We start from the raw sequence: 15,315 nt of genomic DNA on the forward strand, positions 1-15,315 counted from the left end.
GTTCAGCAACAGGCATCGCAAGCCCACTCTCTCGGTATCGTTTTCAGCAGCTGCTGGCAGTTTCCTCAAGGCATCTCATTGCCGGCAATGCATGAGTAACCCTTGTCGCACTCCGCAGATGAACCCACCCGTGAGCGAGTGATGCTCCATGATTAGAACACTTTCAAATTGTCGATTTGCCGCTGAATCCCGGCAACTAGCTGATAGTTCAGTAAACGCTGCGCATCGACGACATTAGCTTGACGGATTCACCTCGCGGTGTCGTGCCGGTGACGGTTTGCTGTCAGGTTGGCTCCCTGTGGATTACCATTACACAGTTCTGCTGTCAGAATCCCGACGCTCACTCGTTCATCCTCCATGGTCCGATACAAAGCCTTTGCGAAAGAACTGGCCCTGCTGATTGAATCAGGAGAGTTGCGTCCCGGGCAACGTTTGCCCTCCGTGCGCGAAAGCAGTCAGCGTCGAGGCTTGAGTGTGTCGACCATTCTGAAGGCCTACCACTTGTTGGAGGCCCAGGGGCTGGTGCAGGCGCGACAACGTTCAGGATTTCATGTCAGCCTGAGCGCAGACACCTACCCGCAGCTGCCGACCTCGTCCCAACCGGAGCTCGATACGGTAGAGGTGGGCAAGAGTGCGCTGATAGCTCAGGTCTTGCATGCGCTGAAGAACGACAAGGTAGTGCCGATGGGCTCGGCGTTTCCGGATCCGCAATTGTTCCCCTTGAAGCGACTGTCGCAATCCCTGACCCGCAGCATGCGCAGATTGGAACCGGCCAGGGCTGTAATGGATATCACGCCGGGCAATCCGGAGCTGTTGCGGCAGATAGCGCTGCGTTATCACCTGCACGGGCATGAACTGGACATGGATGAACTTCTGGTGACGCATGGCGCCATGGAAGCGCTCAATCTGTGTCTGCAGGCCGTGACGAAACCGGGCGATGCGGTCGTCATCGAATCACCCAGTTTCTATGTCTGTTTGCAGGCGCTGGAACGACTGGGGCTGCGAGCCATCGAAGTCTCGACGGACCCGGTACAGGGAATGAACATTGAGGCGCTGGAGCAGGCAATAGCCCTGCATCGACCGGCAGCCATCTGGTTGATGAGCAATTTTCAGAATCCATTGGGCAGCCTCATGCCGGAGTCCAGAAAGCGTGCGCTGGCGGAACTGCTGTCGCGGCATCAGTTGCCTTTGATCGAGGACGATGTCTATGGCGAGCTGTATTTCGGGGAAAGCCGTCCCGCACCGATCAAGGCCTTCGATCGGGACGGGCTCGTGCTGCATTGCAGTTCGTTTTCCAAATGTCTGGCGCCGGGCTATCGCATTGGCTGGGCGGCGGCCGGGAGATTCTGGCCTCAGGTACAGGCCCTGCAATTGGGTACCAGTCTGTCTGCAGCCATACCCTCGCAACTGGCCATCGCGGATTATCTGGACACCGGCGCTTTCGACACGCACCTGAAAGGCCTGCGTCGCGAACTGGAGCGGCGACGAGACGCTATTCTGGGTTGTGTGCAGCAGTATTTTCCGCTGCAGTGCCGGGTCACCCAGCCTCAGGGAGGCTATTTTCTGTGGCTGGAGCTGCCGCCGAACTTCGACAGTTTCCGGCTTTATCGGGCCGCCTTGCAGCATGGCGTCAGCATTGCGCCCGGCAGTCTGTTCGGTGTCCGTGACGATATCTCGCGTGGACTGCGGTTGAATTATGGTTATCCATCGGCAGAAGATGCGGAGCGGGCCATGCAGCTGCTGGCTCGCTTGCTGCCAGTGAGTGAACGAAAAGGCAGCGGTGACTGACGCCAAAGTGGCGCTGATCCGCGCTGTTGAATGAGCGATTCCCGGGAACTGTTATGCTTTTCCGGTCGGCGCCTGTCCCTGTACCTGTGGCTTGTCGAAGCGGATAATCGGCGAATGAACAGGAAACGTTTCAGAGTTGTCGGCAGGTGGGTTGTCCCTGCATTACTGGGAGTCTTCTCGGCAGTACTGTCTGCCGACGACAATGCCATGGGGGATCGTCTGCAGGCCTGTGAAGCCTGTCATGGCAGAGCCGTGAACTCCCCCGAGGATGAACTCTACTACCCTCCGATCAGTGGCAAGCCGGTCGAGTACCTGTATCAGCAATTGCTGAATTTCAAGGAAGAGCGCCGGATCAACCCGACCATGAATCGGATGCTGGCCTATCTCAGCCCGGAGTATCTGCATGAGATCGCTGCCTGGTACGCTCGGCAGTCACCGTCTGATCCAGATCTTGTTCAGCCTGAAGCAAACGCAAACGCAAACGCAAACGCAAACGCCAATGCCAATGCCAATGCCAATGCCAATGCCAATGCCAATGCCAATGCAGGCGCAACTGCAGGCGTTGAGACTGATCCGGTGCGCGCAGCTCGTGGCCGACTGCTGGTGCAAACGGGTAATGACTCACAGGTCGCCTGCATGGACTGTCACGGCGGTGACTTGCAAGGCGATGGCTTTGCCATACCCGGATTACGCGGGTTGAGTACTCATTACCTCTCTGCGCAGCTGGGTGCCTGGAAGGCGGGTACGCGGCGGGCACGCGATCCCGACTGCATGGCCGAGGTGGCTCGTTCACTGAGCGGTGAGGACATCGATATCGTTGCCCGGTGGATTGCCAACGCACAGGACGCTGATCTGACGTCGACCACGGTCAACACGACAGCCTTGCCTCGAGAATGCGGGGCAGTGCAATGAGCCAGATGCTGCCTGGCGTGTTGCGCCGTAGCAGATTGCGATCTGCCAGTGCACTGTTGTCGCTTGTCATGGCAGTGTCCGCCTGTGGCCAACAGGACAATGCTGAAACCCTTGTCAGTCCTTTGCCGGACAGGTTTGCGGATGTAGTGGAACGAGGTCAGTATCTGGCCCGTGCGGGTGATTGTGTGGCCTGTCATACACAGGTCGGAGAGCCTGAGTTCAGTGGCGGAAAAGCCATACCGACGCCTTTTGGCAGGATCTACAGCAGCAATCTGACCTCTGACAAGGTCTCGGGCCTGGGGCAGTGGAGCGCGGATGACTTCTGGCAGGCCTTGCATCATGGCAAATCGAAAGATGGGCGCAGCCTGTATCCGGCCTTCCCTTACCCCAGCTACAGTCACATGACACGCGATGACAGCGACGCCCTGTTTGCCTACCTGCAAACCGTTCCTGCCGTCGATCGTACACCGCCGGCTCATGAGCTGGAATTTCCGTACAACACGCAACTGGCTCTGAACGTCTGGCGTCTGCTGTTCTTTCGACCAGAGGTATTCGAAGCGGATGCGCAGCGGTCGGAGAGCTGGAATCGAGGAGCCTACCTGGTGCAAGGCCCCGGTCACTGTGCTGCCTGTCACACGCCTCGTGGACGGCTGGGTAACAGTCAGACTCGATACGAGCTGGCGGGTGCCCATATCGATGGTCTGGAATGGGATGCACTACCGCTGACACGCGGAAATCTGCCACAAGGGGACAGACATGCGTTGGTGGAATTGCTGAAACGGGGAGCCAACGAGCATGACGTGCTTTCCGGTCCAATGGCCGAAGTGGTCTTGCACAGTCTTCAGTATCTGAGTCGGGAGGATCTGGCCGCCATGGTGGACTATCTGTTCAGCCTGCCGGCGGGAGAGTCACCGCCAGCGACGCAGCTAAGCGTCAGTGCTGATCTTGCGCATCAGCTCTACGAGTCGGGAAAACAGCTCTATGCCGATGACTGTGCCGACTGCCACGGCAGTGACGGGCAGGGTGAGCCCTATCGTATTCCGGCGCTGGCAGGCAACAGGGGAGTGACCGCGGCATCACCAAACAATGCCATCCGCTCTTTACTGGACGGCGGATTCGGCGCCAGCACCGAGGAACGACCGAGACCTCATGGCATGCCGCCTTTTGCCCATCAACTGGATGATTGGCAGGCGGCAGCTGTGTTGACGTACATCAGGCAAAGCTGGGGTAACGAGGCCACTGCCGTCGCTCCAGAGACCTTGCGGCAACACTGAGCCTGTCTCCCTGCATGACCTTCTTCGGTGTCAATGGCCGAAAAAGGTCATGCAGGTGCTCTGCAATGCACGGGCTGGTTCAGTACACCATGGGAAAGCGGTAATAGTCATTGAGTCTGGAGACATAGCTCGTCTCGATGGCCTTGAGATCGTGTAGCTCCGGACTCTCTTCAATGGTTTCTTTTTCCATCCCGACCATGAGTTCGCGTTCCTCCCAGGAGATTCTGTCGATGGAACGAGGAGAGATGACGACGGTTCTGCCAGGCAGCCACTTGCTGGTGTCCACTGCCAACAGATCGATCGTCCATTGCTCCGTGTTGATGACCATGTCGGACAGGGGACCGAGCTTGCCATCGGCTGCATGGATGGTATACCCCTCGATTTCACTGGCACTGCGCAGATGTCGGTCTGCCTGCTCCCGTGCCAGTTCCTGAAGTTCCTTTTCGGCACCGACCGGTTCACCGGGACGTTCTATCAGTGTTGCCGGCATCATCAGTCCGGCATAGCCGGGGAACAGCAATGTATTGTGGCTGGCTGCAATGTAGCTGAACTCGTTGCGATGCTGGTCGCTGACGGGCTGATGCTCATCCGCTGAAGGAGCATCCTCGACGTCCTTCTTTGTCAGGGAAACCTGAAAACTACCCTCCTGGGGAGTAATGCTGGTTATCTTCTCGCCGTCGATCAGTATCTTGTTCGACGAAAACCAGTTACCGGTCTCGACGACGAACCATTTTATCTTCCAGGTCTCGTCATCCAGATAGATATCGTGCAACTTGCCTATGTGGTCCGAGCTTCCCTTCACATCGTAGTGGCGCAAATCGGAAAAGATACAGTAGGTCATACTCGTCTCCTGCAAGATGAGTGAGGATTTCAGTTGTAGCAGGCTCGCTCATGCAAGAGTTACCGATGTAACAAATACGCTCGTTTTCCGCGGCTAATCGAGCTTGTTTGTCAGCGCTACCGGGTTCAGAATCTGCGACAGTTGCTCACGTGACAAGTCCGTAAGCTGCTCGGCAACATCCAGAACCGGCCTGCCTTCGGCATAGGCCTGTTTGGCAATTTCGGCAGACTTCAGATAGCCGATGTGGGGGTTGAGCGCTGTTGCCAGAATGGGATTGCGATGCAGTGCTGACTCGATTGTCGCATGATTGACGGTGAAGCCGGTTATGGCCTTGTCACCGAGAAGCCGCGCCGCGGAACCCAGCAGTTCGATGCTCTCCAACAGGCGAGAGGCTACCAGTGGCAGCATGACATTGAGTTCGAAATTACCGGATTGGCCCGCCAGGGTGATGGTGGCGTCGTTGCCGATGATCTGCGCTGCCACCATGGCCGTGGATTCCGGGATGACCGGATTGACCTTGCCGGGCATGATGGATGATCCGGGTTGCAGTTCCGGTAATCGGATCTCCGCCAGGCCTGCCAGGGGGCCTGAGTTCATCCAGCGTAGATCGTTGCTGATCTTCATGAGGCTCACCGCGGCGGTTTTCAGGCAACCGGACAGGGCCACAGCAACATCCTGAGAGCTCATCGCGGCGAAGGGATTCGGGGTGGGATGAAAATCGATCGGCTGCTCTTCGCTCAGGTAACGGCATGTCGTTGCTGCAAACTCGGGAGGTGCATTGACACCGGTACCCACGGCGGTCCCTCCCAGCGCCAACTGATGAAGCTCAGGCTGAATGGCCTTGATGCGGACAAGGTTGTCTCTGATCTGTGTCGACCAGCCACTGAGTACCTGGCCGAACGTGATCGGCATGGCGTCCATCAGATGAGTGCGTCCGGTCTTGCAGACATCGGCCAGCTCGGTGGCTCTGCTCATGATGCAATCGTCCAGATGCTGAAGTGACGGCAACAGGTGATCCTGCAATGCCAGTGCTGCACTGACGTGAATGCTCGATGGAATGACATCATTGCTGCTCTGGCTGCAGTTGACATGATCGTTGGGTCGCAGCACGATGTCCTCCATGCGGTTTGCAAGGCCCGCAATGACCTCATTGGCGTTCATGTTGGTACTGGTGCCGGAGCCTGTCTGAAAGACGTCCACGGGAAAATGCTGCAGCAGCGTGTCCTTGTCGACCAGCAGGCGGTCGCAAGCCAGAATGATGGCCTGGGCTTCAGCCTCTGACAGGCTGCCCAGGTCCTGATTGGCTTTCGCCGCGGCCTTCTTGATTTCAAGCAGGGCCATCAGGAAGCGGACAGGCATGCGCTGCTGGCTGACCGGAAAGTTCATTACAGCGCGTTGAGTCTGAGCGCCGTAGAGCGCATCGGCTGGGACTTCGACCTCGCCCATGCTGTCTTTCTCTGTACGTGTTGTCTTCATGATCCTGCTGCCCCTGTGCAATTGCTCGACTGATGCAGGGACAGACTATCAAAACAAGGCTTGAAGCCATTGGATGTTTTCGGATTGACACGATGTACCGGTAGACGCATCGACAGATCATCGGACGGTCGTTGATCCGGAGGCCTGATCCATGCCGAGTGCAGAGTGCAGAGTGCAGAGTGCAGAGTGCAGAGTGCAGAGTGCAGAGTGCAGAGTGCAGAGTGCAGAGTGCAGAGTGCTGAGTGCAGAGTGCAGAGTGCAGAGTGCTGAGTGCTGAGTGCTGAGTGCTGGAGTGCTGGAGTGCTGGAGTGCTGGGGGCTGGAGGGGCGAAGCGCGGCGACCAGTCGCTGCTACCTTGACGGGCTGTTTCGCCTGGTTGCCGGAGATTTGGCGGGAGGGGTATCGGCGTGGTGAAGTACGACTCTGTCCCTGCCTTCAGCCTTGGCTCGGTACAGGGCCTGGTCTGCGCGGACGACGACTTCATCGATACTGGCACCATCCATGGCTTCGGCAACGCCGATACTCATCGACAGTTGCTGCCTGTCACTGATGGCGATGCGGCTCTCGGAACGCAATCGTGTCAACAGGGATGTCATGGTGTCGAAGGCATTGTTGCCAGCCGTATTGGTCAGCACGATCATGAATTCCTCGCCACCCCAGCGAGCCACACAGTCCGTTTCGCGCAACGATCGTTGCAGAAATTCGGCAAAGCTGACCAGAATCGCATCGCCGGTATCATGACCGTGGCTGTCGTTGATGCTCTTGAAGTGGTCGAGATCGCAGAGGCAGACGCAATAGGGTATCCGGTTACGCTGTCGGTGGGCTTCCGTGCTCTTCAGGAACTCCAGTACGTGACGGCGGTTGTACAGGCGGGTCAGCTCATCGGTGCGAGCATGCTCACGAAGCTCGCGGCTTTGAAGCGAAAACATGTGACGCACCAGCATGCCGGTCAGTATCATCGAAAATCCCGAGACCAGTATGTTCAGAAAGAAGATGCCGTTTACCAGTTGCGGGGTGTAGTCGGCGGATCGGTCACTGCTGACGAAAGCACTCAGGCACCCGAACAGCAACATCGTCAGCATGCTGATCAGCGCCGAGTGGCGGAACTTCAGACTGGGGTTGAGGGCGATGAGTATCGTGACGGGCCACAGATAGAAATGAAACCCGAAACTCGGGCCGAGTATGCTCGTGGCCACGATCGCATGCGACAAGACTTCGAACGTTGCAAGATGCACCGCCATGCCCGGCCTTGCCGTGGATGCAAGCCATATGACATAAATCCAGAGGCCGCAGCTCACCACGTTCAAGGTAACCAGCGACCACAGATTCAGCAGCACGAACAAGCCGCAGAATCCGACGTGAATGCAGAATCCGCACAGGCCCGCCATGGTAGTGAGTCGGTCAGGCCCCCTCTCTGACAGTTCCTCCAGCGAGAAGGACAGTTTTTGTATTGCCGAAGACAGCATCAGGGAGGTTGGTTTCTGACTCGCAATGGGTGTGACAGGGGCAAGTGCATGCGCAAGGTAATCAGAAGATCGGCAGCCGTGGCGGAATGATTAGCTCGTCATGAGGTTTTACGCCGAGTTGTGAGCATGTCCTGCTTGACGGTGCAGATATTGCTATGTGCAGGCTACTACCTGTGCTCTCGATCTGTTTTCCAGAGCGAGCTGCGCCGGGTGGAAGCTGATCGTCGGAACAGGCTGCTTCGGTTGGGGGCTGGATGGTGAAACTGCCCATGGTTCTGTAGCAGGGTGCTTCCCTTGTCGCGATCCGGTGACTTCGAACCTGTGGTGCTCGAATCAAGACATGAATATCAAGGAAATAATGACAGAACGGGTCGTCACGGTAGAGATGGATGATCCTCTGAGCATCGTCAAGGAAGTCTTCGACAATTGCCAGTTCCACCATTTGCTGGTGGTCAATCACGAGATACTCAGCGGTGTGGTGTCCGACCGTGATCTTCTCAGGGTCATCAGTCCTTACCTGGGAACACTCGCCGAGAATCGTCGAGATACCCAGACACTCTCCCAGCGAGTGCACAAGATCATGACCCGCAAACCGGTGACGCTGGATGTGACGGCAAGCGTTGCCGACGCCATCGATGTGTTCAATACGGAAAGGATTTCCTGTATCCCGATTGTGGATGACGCTGGCAAACCCATCGGCATCGTCAGTTGGCGAGATGTGATGAAGGTTCTCTAACCGGAAAAAGGGTCATTGCAGCGGGCCAAGCGAGTGGACGATGCAGCCAGTTCGGAGGTTGCTACGCGCCAGAGGGGGCACTCTGATACCAAATTTTGCAGTGCAGCATATTTGTCTTGCAGCGCAAGATATTCGCTGAAATCATGTTGCACTGCAAAATCAACGGCGATTTGTCGTGTCATGTTCCTCAAGGAGGGATGAGGGTAGGATAAGAGCCCGAACCGTCAGACTTGGTCGATTTGATCCAAGGCTTGAACAACGTTACATGCCCTCGACCGGATTGATGGGTCCTGCCGAGTACAAGAACCGGGAAAGTCCTCGAGAGAGCCCTATGCAGATACCCGAGATCAGCGCCGTTGACTTGTTTGATCCTTCCAGTCGCGGGTACCAGGAAAGTCTGGTCAAAGTGCGCGTGGCGGCCGAGGATATCGGCTTCATGACCCTGACCGATACCTGTCTTGGCGAAGACGATGTCAGGCGTGTCTTGAGTGCCTATCGCGACTTCTTCACGTTGCCGACGGCAAGGAAGGCGGAGTTCAACATGGCGAATACCGGCTCCAATCGAGGGTGGGGCGCATCAGGCGCCGAGCAGGTGGACCCGGCGTCCAATCCGGATTTCAAGGAAGTGTTCGACTGTGGGCTTGAACTGCCACCGGGAGATCCGCTGGCCCGGCATACCTACTATGCCCCGAATCGCTGGCCGACCGAGCCTGCCGGTTTTCGTGAAAACATAACGGATTACTACACCCGGGCAACCCGCATATCACTGGATCTGCTGAGTGCCATCGCCAGTTCGATCGACGAGCCTGCGGACTATTTCAGAGACAAGTTCGACAAGCCAATGGCCTTGCTCAGAGGCAACTACTATCCGAGCAGGCCTCTGGATGCTACCGAGCGAGATTTCGGTATTGCCCCGCATACCGATTATGGTTGCCTGACGTTGTTGGCGATGGACGGATCGCCCGGCCTGGAGGTGGCGACTCGCTCGGGAGACTGGGTTCCGGTTACTGCAAACCCCGGCACCTTCGTCATCAATTTCGGCGAGATGCTGCAAATGTGGAGTAATGGCCGTATCGTGGCCACGCCTCACCGCGTGATCGGCGGGGCAGAGGAGCGCATGTCGGTGCCGTTCTTCTTCAATCCGCGTGCGGATGTCAATGTGGCGCCCTGGGGGAGTGCTGAAGTACGGCTGGCCGGTGAACATCTGTCTCGCCGCTATGACGAGACCTATGTTCACCGGCAACCGGCCAGTGGCGCCGGCTAGAGATCGGTCTATTCCAGAACCAGTGTGCCGAACACCGATGGATTCTGATGCGCGATATCGGCACTGCCGGTAGGGAGGTTCCATGCCCATCGCGCATTGCGATCACCGCCGCCGTCATCATCGTTGACCTGCAATTCGAAACCGAACGGTTCGCCGGGAACGATGCCGGCCGAGCTCAGGCCGATTCGCAGTTCGTAAACGTCCTGTTCGAACTGCCTGCGGATCGTGCCATCGGGGCCTATGCCGGGCCCGGTGGTGAACCTGATTGACAGCGGTGCAGACGATGACTGTGGTCCGGCGACCGCCCCCGAGGATGTGGATTGCTTGTCTGCACCGGCCAGTTGCAACGGGAAAATACGGCTGAAATCGTTGCTGTCGTAACGATTGGATTTGCTGTTGTCGCCATCGATGAACAGTTCCAGACTGTCATCCTGATCGATGTCACTACCCGAATCGCGATTCCTGTCGCCATCATCGTCAACCAGAACCAGCACATACAGATAGGTTCCGTCATGCATGGCCGCCCAACGACGTCGGTCCGAGCCGGCTGATTCGTTGGCGTCGTCATCGATGATCAACTGATCGATGACCAGGGGTGCACCGCTGTTGTCGTTTTGCACGGCAGCCGCCCATTCGCCGATCAGTTCGCCGTTGTCACCCAGCAATTCCAGGCCTTCACCATCGATGACCGGAGCATCTTCGGCGGCAATGCGTGGCACGATGACATCGGCCACGACTGGCGGCGGGTTGGTGTCGGTGCCCGTGTCAGTACCGGTGTCGGTGCCCGTGTCAGTACCGGTGTCGGTGCCTGTGTCAGTACCTGTATCGGTGCCTGTATCAGTACCTGTATCAGTACCTGTATCAGTACCTGTATCAGTACCTGTATCAGTACCTGTATCAGTACCTGTATCAGTGCCTGTATCAGTGCCTGTATCAGTGCCTGTATCAGTGCCTGTATCAGTGCCTGTATCAGTGCCTGTATCCGTGCCTGTATCCGTGCCTGTATCCGTGCCTGTGTCCGTGCCTGTGTCCGTGCCTGTGTCGGTACCTGTGTCAGTACCTGTGTCAGTACCTGTGTCAGTACCTGTGTCGGTACCGTTTTCGGGTAGTAGCGGGTTGGTGCCATCCTGACGCTCTTGCAGATTGGTACGGCCATCGTTGTCCGTGTCGATATCCGTGGAATAACCGCTGTTCTCGGAGCGAGTGATCTCGCCGGCAGCGGAGACATCCAGGGTTTGCGTCAGTGTTGCCAGAGCGACATCGCCCTGCTCCAGTCTTTCAAACCAGGTCAGGGTTGTCTGGTAGGTTCTACCCGGGGCTACATTGATGGTGCCGCTCCAGTCGTTGCCCGAGCCGCGCGTCAGAGAGACCGCTGAACCACCGGCAAACCGAATCTCGGGACGCAGGTTGGCCTGAACGACGCTCGAAGCATTGAGCAGTTCCTGTGGCAAGCCGATAGCGACATTGGGCCTGGCCGGCAAGGTTGTGACGGTACCGCTGTCGGAGCAGGCTGCCAGAATGGCAGAGCCGATCAGGATCGTGGTGGCATTGCACAGAGTGCGAACATGTGAGCGCATGATGTTCTCTCTCATTGCAGGGAAAAGGTCAGCGGTACCACTTCGGAATCCTCTCCGTCATCACTCACCAGAGAGGCCACGGCGCCTACGGCCAGGACACCCAGCGTGATCTGGACCCAGCGACGTTTCAGCAACGGTATCCGCTCCTGCGCAGCGACTTCCGGAGCTGCTTCCTGATTGCCGGAAATGGGACTGACCGGTGCCGACAGGGTTCGCTGGTAAGGGTCGAAGGCAAAGCCGCTCACGGTTCGATTACCCGTGGTATCGATGGCTTGCACATAGTATTCAATGGTTCGCAGATCATTGAAGTCCGTCGGGATGGAGACACTGTAGTAACCCGTGTTGCCCAGCGCTTCCATCGGGGCGGGTGTGAACGGTAATTGACCTTCCCGGCGATAGTAGAGCGTCACGTTGTCCAGCGTATTGTCTTCGGCCACCTGGGCGGTAAATACCTGAGTGCGATCAGCGATACCCTCTGTCAACTCTTCCAGCTCGATGATGGGAGCAACGGTATCTACCGACTGGGCGTGAACGAATCCGTTTCCGGATAACAACAGCAGGAGACTCAACCAGACGAGGCGAACTCCGCGAAAATGACGAACATCCAAGATGACTGACTCCAGACGCAATGGGGGGCAAGTATACGGAAGGTTGCAGGGCGCGCCGTGATGCATGCTGGGGTTCCTGCATACAGTTAGGTAAGGGATCGGGTTTTGAGAGTGGATTCTCGCCTTGAGGTTCCGAACGGGCGGGATTTACCCGCTAGACTACGCTGCACGCTTGTCCGCCAGTATCGTGATGATCAGAAAAACACCAGTGACAATTGCATGGGTATCTGCAGTGATCAGACTGCTCGAGCCGGCAGCATGACGCAGAATAGCGACGGGTTCACACAATTGTGGCCGACCTTGTTCCTGCAGCGTCAGTTGCCATCTGCCGACATTGCCAATCAGGCATTGCGACAGTTTCTGATGATGCAGGATGACTCTCAGGCGCAGTTGACCACGGACTATCGGCAGCAGAACCTCTTCGAACAAACTCATCCGGCATTGCAATGGCTGCATCAGTGCATCAACAAGACCATTGCCGATTATCTGTCGAGGTCGGGGGTCAGTGTGAGTATTCAGTGGCAACTGCAAGGCTGGGCCAATATCAATCGACAGGGTGATTACCATGGCTTGCACAATCATCCGCACAGCTATCTCAGCGGTACCTACTATGTGGACATGCCTGAGCAGCCCTTGTCCGCCAGGCAGCGTGATGATCTCAATCCGGGCGATATCTCGTTTTTCGATCCTCGTCCCCAGGCAAACATGAGCGCGATTGCCGGTGACCCGCAGATTGATCCGGAGCATCGCGTTACGCCAGCAGCGGGTCTGCTGCTGCTCTGGCCATCATTCGTGCATCATGCCGTACATCCGAACTTTGCCGAGCAGCCGCGGGTGTCCATATCATTCAATGTGGTACTGCGGCGCAGCGAGACCCTGTTGCCCGATCAGTAGCGACGTTCAGGCCGAAGATTGAGCACGGAAGCCGAGCCGAGCCGAGCCGAGCCGAGTCACGTCACGTCAAGTCAAGTCAAGTCAAGCGTGGTGACGCAGGGTTGAGTTGCTGATTGCGGGCGAGGGTATGTCGTGAATTACTGAATGGGTTCAGGGGCCGGGCAGGAATTGCGGGCGTTTTTCTGATTTATAAGATAAACTGACAATGCTGATGTCTGTCTTCAGGGCATGTCCTGTCGATGATTCGACAAGGGGGTGTCGTCAACCGGGAGTGCTCGAGGCCATGTTCAACGGAATCCATTGCGTGCTCTACGCTTTTTTCGATCGTGATGGAAAGCTGGATGAAGGCGCCATGCGCGCCCAGGTTGACTGGGTCTTGAACGCCGGTGTTGACGGGGTGACCGTGCTCGGCCTGGCCACCGAAGTACAGAAACTGAGTGACGCAGAACAACGTCAGCTCGTCCAGTGGACCGCCGAGAGCCTTTGCGGGCGTGTGCCTCTGTCCGTCACCATTACCGGCAACTCGGTCGAGGAGCAGCGCGATCGCGTTCGGTTTGCGCTGGAGCACGGCGCCTCCTGGTTGATTCTGCAACCGCCTGCTGCCGGTGGCTACGGTCCAGCCACCTATATCGATTTCTTCGCGGCCGTCGCTGACGGGTTCGATATTCCCTTCTCCATTCAGAATGCTCCGCAGTACCTGGGGCGGGCTTTGCAGGCTGACGACGTTGCACGGTTGATTCAGCGCAACCGGGCTTTTTCACTGATCAAGGCTGAGACCTCTGCGGTGGATCTTGCCGGGCTGGTGGAACGTTGTGGGTCCTCGCTCACGGTACTCAATGGTCGCGGCGGTCTGGAAATGACCGATTGCCTGCGTGCCGGGGCCAGCGGCTTCGTTCTTGCCCCCGATGTGGTTGACCACAGCAAGCGCATCTTCGATCTGTGGCAGACCGGGGACAGAGAGGCTGCCGAGCATCTCTACAGCGAGGTGTTGCCGGCCATGACGTTCATGATGCAGTCCATCGAGCATCTGATCTGTTATGGGAAGCGTCTGTTTGCCGCTCGAGCAGGACTGCCGGTACATGATCGACAGCCTGCACTGCAAGCCACCGAATTCGGGCTGGAGAGAACGGCATACTGGGCCGCACGCATGGATGCTCTGGCGTCAGGTTCGTCAGGTTCGTCAGGTTCGTCAGGTTCGTCAGGTTCGTCGGCTACTCATTCCCCGGCCGACGATACCTGCTGACAAACTCAGGCTCCATGGCAGGAATGAAAGCTGCTTCAGCAGTGTTTCATTTGCAGGCCAGTTCCCTGGCATGCCGGAGCCGGTTGATGAGTTCGAACCCCAAATCTGCTGTGAATCTGCGACATGTGCTGGGTTTTCCCGTGTATTTTCTGCAGATATTTTCCGGCGCAAAATCCTTCGAGAAGAATCCACTGCTCGGCAGTCGCTTCCTGAATGCCAATAATCTGCATGTGCTGAGAGTGTCACTGGCCATGCGCATGGCTGCGATGCGTCGACGTCGTCTGCGTTCGCGGGTGACTGCGGCGCAGGCTGAGGCCTACGAGAGGGATGGGTATGTGCGAATCGACAACTTTCTGCCCGAGTCGCAATTTCGTCAATTGCTCGAAGAAATGCACGGTGGTGAATTCGAACGGGTAGACATGCGTCAGGGTGCCACGATCACGCGGCGTTCGATGATTGATGATCAGGATCTGCAATCACGTCCCGCCCTGCGTCAGGCGCGCGACAACCAGGAACTCATGGGGCTGGTGCAATATGTCGGCTCGCATGCCGGTCAGGCGCTGGTGACATTACAGACTGTTCTGGCAAAGGCGAACGGCAACCCTGACCCGCAGAGTGATCTGCACAGCGACACCTTTCATGCCACTGCCAAGGCCTGGCTGTTTCTGACGGATGTGGGTGAGGAGGATGGACCGTTCTGCTACGTTGCCGGTTCTCACAAGATGACAGAACAGCGGTATGCCTGGGAGAAAGAGATTTCGACATCGCTGGACGCGGTGGAGAATACCTATTCCAGGCGTGGATCCTTGCGTCTGTCACCCGACAGGCTTGCCGCGCTGGGTTACCCGCAGCCGACACGCATGGTGGTAAAGGCCAATACCCTGATCGTTGCCGATACGCACGGGTTTCATGCCCGTTGTGCCAGTCCTGTGGATACGACACGTATCGAGATCTATGCATCGCTGCGGCGCGCGCCCTATCTGCCGTTTGTCGCAGGCTCTCTCGGGGGCTTGCATGTGGGGGCTGTGCCTTTTGTGAAAAAGCGGGTGAATCGCCTGGTGGTCTCGGGCCTGAAACGCATGCAGAAGCTTGGCCTCAGGGGTTGTCCCTGGCATCCCATCGGGCAGGGCAAGGTCGATGAGTGGACCCACGGACAATAGCGACAAGCTGCCAGCATTCCTTGTTCGCTCGCTTGTCACCCCGCGTTGGCTGACGACCCGGCGGTTTCACCAGCAG

The 15,315-nt window shown here is 57.4% G+C and carries 13 protein-coding genes; 8 read left to right on the forward strand and 5 right to left on the reverse strand.

Annotated elements, in window-relative coordinates; all coding sequences use genetic code 11:
* The first annotated feature begins 357 nt into the window (after positions 1 to 357).
* The 3 genes from ACUNV4_RS28305 to ACUNV4_RS28315 all read left to right on the forward strand — a co-directional run bounded on the left by ACUNV4_RS28305 (position 358) and on the right by ACUNV4_RS28315 (position 3,974).
* Entirely contained in the window at positions 358 to 1,788 is a 1,431-nt protein-coding gene (locus tag ACUNV4_RS28305) for an aminotransferase-like domain-containing protein (protein ID WP_430882030.1), read from the forward strand.
* 114 nt (positions 1,789 to 1,902) lie between these two features.
* Positions 1,903 to 2,700 carry a c-type cytochrome gene (locus ACUNV4_RS28310; RefSeq protein WP_430882031.1) on the forward strand — a complete coding sequence of 266 codons (798 nt, stop codon included), beginning with the start codon at positions 1,903 to 1,905 and terminating at the stop codon, positions 2,698 to 2,700.
* The gene (locus ACUNV4_RS28315) at positions 2,697 to 3,974 is read left to right on the forward strand and encodes a c-type cytochrome (RefSeq protein ID WP_430882032.1); all 1,278 of its coding nucleotides are present in this window, start codon (positions 2,697 to 2,699) and stop codon (positions 3,972 to 3,974) included. Before ACUNV4_RS28310 ends, ACUNV4_RS28315 begins: the two co-directional genes overlap by 4 nt.
* Positions 3,975 to 4,053: 79 nt before the next feature.
* On the opposite strand, the gene ACUNV4_RS28320 is transcribed toward ACUNV4_RS28315, so the two are convergent.
* The 3 genes from ACUNV4_RS28320 to ACUNV4_RS28330 all read right to left on the reverse strand — a co-directional run bounded on the left by ACUNV4_RS28320 (position 4,054) and on the right by ACUNV4_RS28330 (position 7,757).
* A complete protein-coding gene (locus ACUNV4_RS28320; RefSeq protein WP_430882033.1) occupies positions 4,054 to 4,815 on the reverse strand; it encodes a PRC-barrel domain-containing protein in 762 nt (253 codons plus the stop codon).
* A 93-nt stretch (positions 4,816 to 4,908) separates the two neighbouring features.
* Positions 4,909 to 6,291, reverse strand: coding sequence for a class II fumarate hydratase (locus tag ACUNV4_RS28325; protein ID WP_430882034.1), 1,383 nt, complete (start codon positions 6,289 to 6,291; stop codon positions 4,909 to 4,911).
* Between the two features lie 350 nt (positions 6,292 to 6,641).
* Positions 6,642 to 7,757 (reverse strand): GGDEF domain-containing protein, encoded by a 1,116-nt coding sequence (locus ACUNV4_RS28330; RefSeq protein ID WP_430882035.1) that lies wholly within the window; start codon positions 7,755 to 7,757, stop codon positions 6,642 to 6,644.
* Between the two features lie 340 nt (positions 7,758 to 8,097).
* On the opposite strand from ACUNV4_RS28330, the gene ACUNV4_RS28335 reads away from it, so the two are divergent.
* A complete protein-coding gene (locus ACUNV4_RS28335; RefSeq protein ID WP_430882036.1) occupies positions 8,098 to 8,493 on the forward strand; it encodes a CBS domain-containing protein in 396 nt (131 codons plus the stop codon).
* Positions 8,494 to 8,824: 331 nt separating this feature from the next.
* The gene (locus ACUNV4_RS28340; RefSeq protein WP_430882037.1) at positions 8,825 to 9,757 is read left to right on the forward strand and encodes an isopenicillin N synthase family dioxygenase; all 933 of its coding nucleotides are present in this window, start codon (positions 8,825 to 8,827) and stop codon (positions 9,755 to 9,757) included.
* An 8-nt stretch (positions 9,758 to 9,765) separates the two neighbouring features.
* Here ACUNV4_RS28340 and ACUNV4_RS28345 read toward each other — a convergent pair whose 3' ends face one another.
* Both ACUNV4_RS28345 and ACUNV4_RS28350 read right to left on the reverse strand, forming a co-directional pair.
* Positions 9,766 to 11,334, reverse strand: coding sequence for a sugar-binding protein (locus ACUNV4_RS28345; RefSeq protein ID WP_430882038.1), 1,569 nt, complete (start codon positions 11,332 to 11,334; stop codon positions 9,766 to 9,768).
* A gap of 11 nt (positions 11,335 to 11,345) precedes the next feature.
* Positions 11,346 to 11,942: a hypothetical protein gene (locus ACUNV4_RS28350; protein ID WP_430882039.1), complete on the reverse strand. Its 597-nt coding sequence runs from the start codon at positions 11,940 to 11,942 to the stop codon at positions 11,346 to 11,348.
* A gap of 258 nt (positions 11,943 to 12,200) precedes the next feature.
* On the opposite strand from ACUNV4_RS28350, the gene ACUNV4_RS28355 reads away from it, so the two are divergent.
* From ACUNV4_RS28355 to ACUNV4_RS28365, 3 genes are all read left to right on the forward strand, one after another.
* On the forward strand, positions 12,201 to 12,836 hold the full coding sequence (locus tag ACUNV4_RS28355; RefSeq protein WP_430882040.1) for a 2OG-Fe(II) oxygenase family protein: 636 nt from the start codon (positions 12,201 to 12,203) through the stop codon (positions 12,834 to 12,836).
* Between the two features lie 283 nt (positions 12,837 to 13,119).
* Positions 13,120 to 14,079 carry a dihydrodipicolinate synthase family protein gene (locus ACUNV4_RS28360; protein ID WP_430882041.1) on the forward strand — a complete coding sequence of 320 codons (960 nt, stop codon included), beginning with the start codon at positions 13,120 to 13,122 and terminating at the stop codon, positions 14,077 to 14,079.
* Positions 14,080 to 14,165: 86 nt separating this feature from the next.
* Positions 14,166 to 15,239: a phytanoyl-CoA dioxygenase family protein gene (locus ACUNV4_RS28365; RefSeq protein WP_430882042.1), complete on the forward strand. Its 1,074-nt coding sequence runs from the start codon at positions 14,166 to 14,168 to the stop codon at positions 15,237 to 15,239.
* Positions 15,240 to 15,315: the final 76 nt, after the last annotated feature.

This window comes from Granulosicoccus sp. 3-233, from assembly GCF_052681095.1.

What these genes read in the sequence shown, in the direction of transcription:
- ACUNV4_RS28360 (WP_430882041.1), top strand. Translation starts at nt 13,120, where the DNA reads ATGTTCAACGGAATCCATTGCGTGCTCTACGCTTTTTTCGATCGTGAT.
- ACUNV4_RS28310 (WP_430882031.1), top strand. Translation starts at nt 1,903, where the DNA reads ATGAACAGGAAACGTTTCAGAGTTGTCGGCAGGTGGGTTGTCCCTGCA.
- ACUNV4_RS28325 (WP_430882034.1), bottom strand. Translation starts at nt 6,291, where the DNA reads ATGAAGACAACACGTACAGAGAAAGACAGCATGGGCGAGGTCGAAGTC.
- ACUNV4_RS28305 (WP_430882030.1), top strand. Translation starts at nt 358, where the DNA reads ATGGTCCGATACAAAGCCTTTGCGAAAGAACTGGCCCTGCTGATTGAA.
- ACUNV4_RS28330 (WP_430882035.1), bottom strand. Translation starts at nt 7,757, where the DNA reads ATGCTGTCTTCGGCAATACAAAAACTGTCCTTCTCGCTGGAGGAACTG.
- ACUNV4_RS28320 (WP_430882033.1), bottom strand. Translation starts at nt 4,815, where the DNA reads ATGACCTACTGTATCTTTTCCGATTTGCGCCACTACGATGTGAAGGGA.
- ACUNV4_RS28335 (WP_430882036.1), top strand. Translation starts at nt 8,098, where the DNA reads ATGAATATCAAGGAAATAATGACAGAACGGGTCGTCACGGTAGAGATG.
- ACUNV4_RS28340 (WP_430882037.1), top strand. Translation starts at nt 8,825, where the DNA reads ATGCAGATACCCGAGATCAGCGCCGTTGACTTGTTTGATCCTTCCAGT.
- ACUNV4_RS28315 (WP_430882032.1), top strand. Translation starts at nt 2,697, where the DNA reads ATGAGCCAGATGCTGCCTGGCGTGTTGCGCCGTAGCAGATTGCGATCT.
- ACUNV4_RS28355 (WP_430882040.1), top strand. Translation starts at nt 12,201, where the DNA reads ATGACGCAGAATAGCGACGGGTTCACACAATTGTGGCCGACCTTGTTC.
- ACUNV4_RS28345 (WP_430882038.1), bottom strand. Translation starts at nt 11,334, where the DNA reads ATGCGCTCACATGTTCGCACTCTGTGCAATGCCACCACGATCCTGATC.
- ACUNV4_RS28365 (WP_430882042.1), top strand. Translation starts at nt 14,166, where the DNA reads ATGAGTTCGAACCCCAAATCTGCTGTGAATCTGCGACATGTGCTGGGT.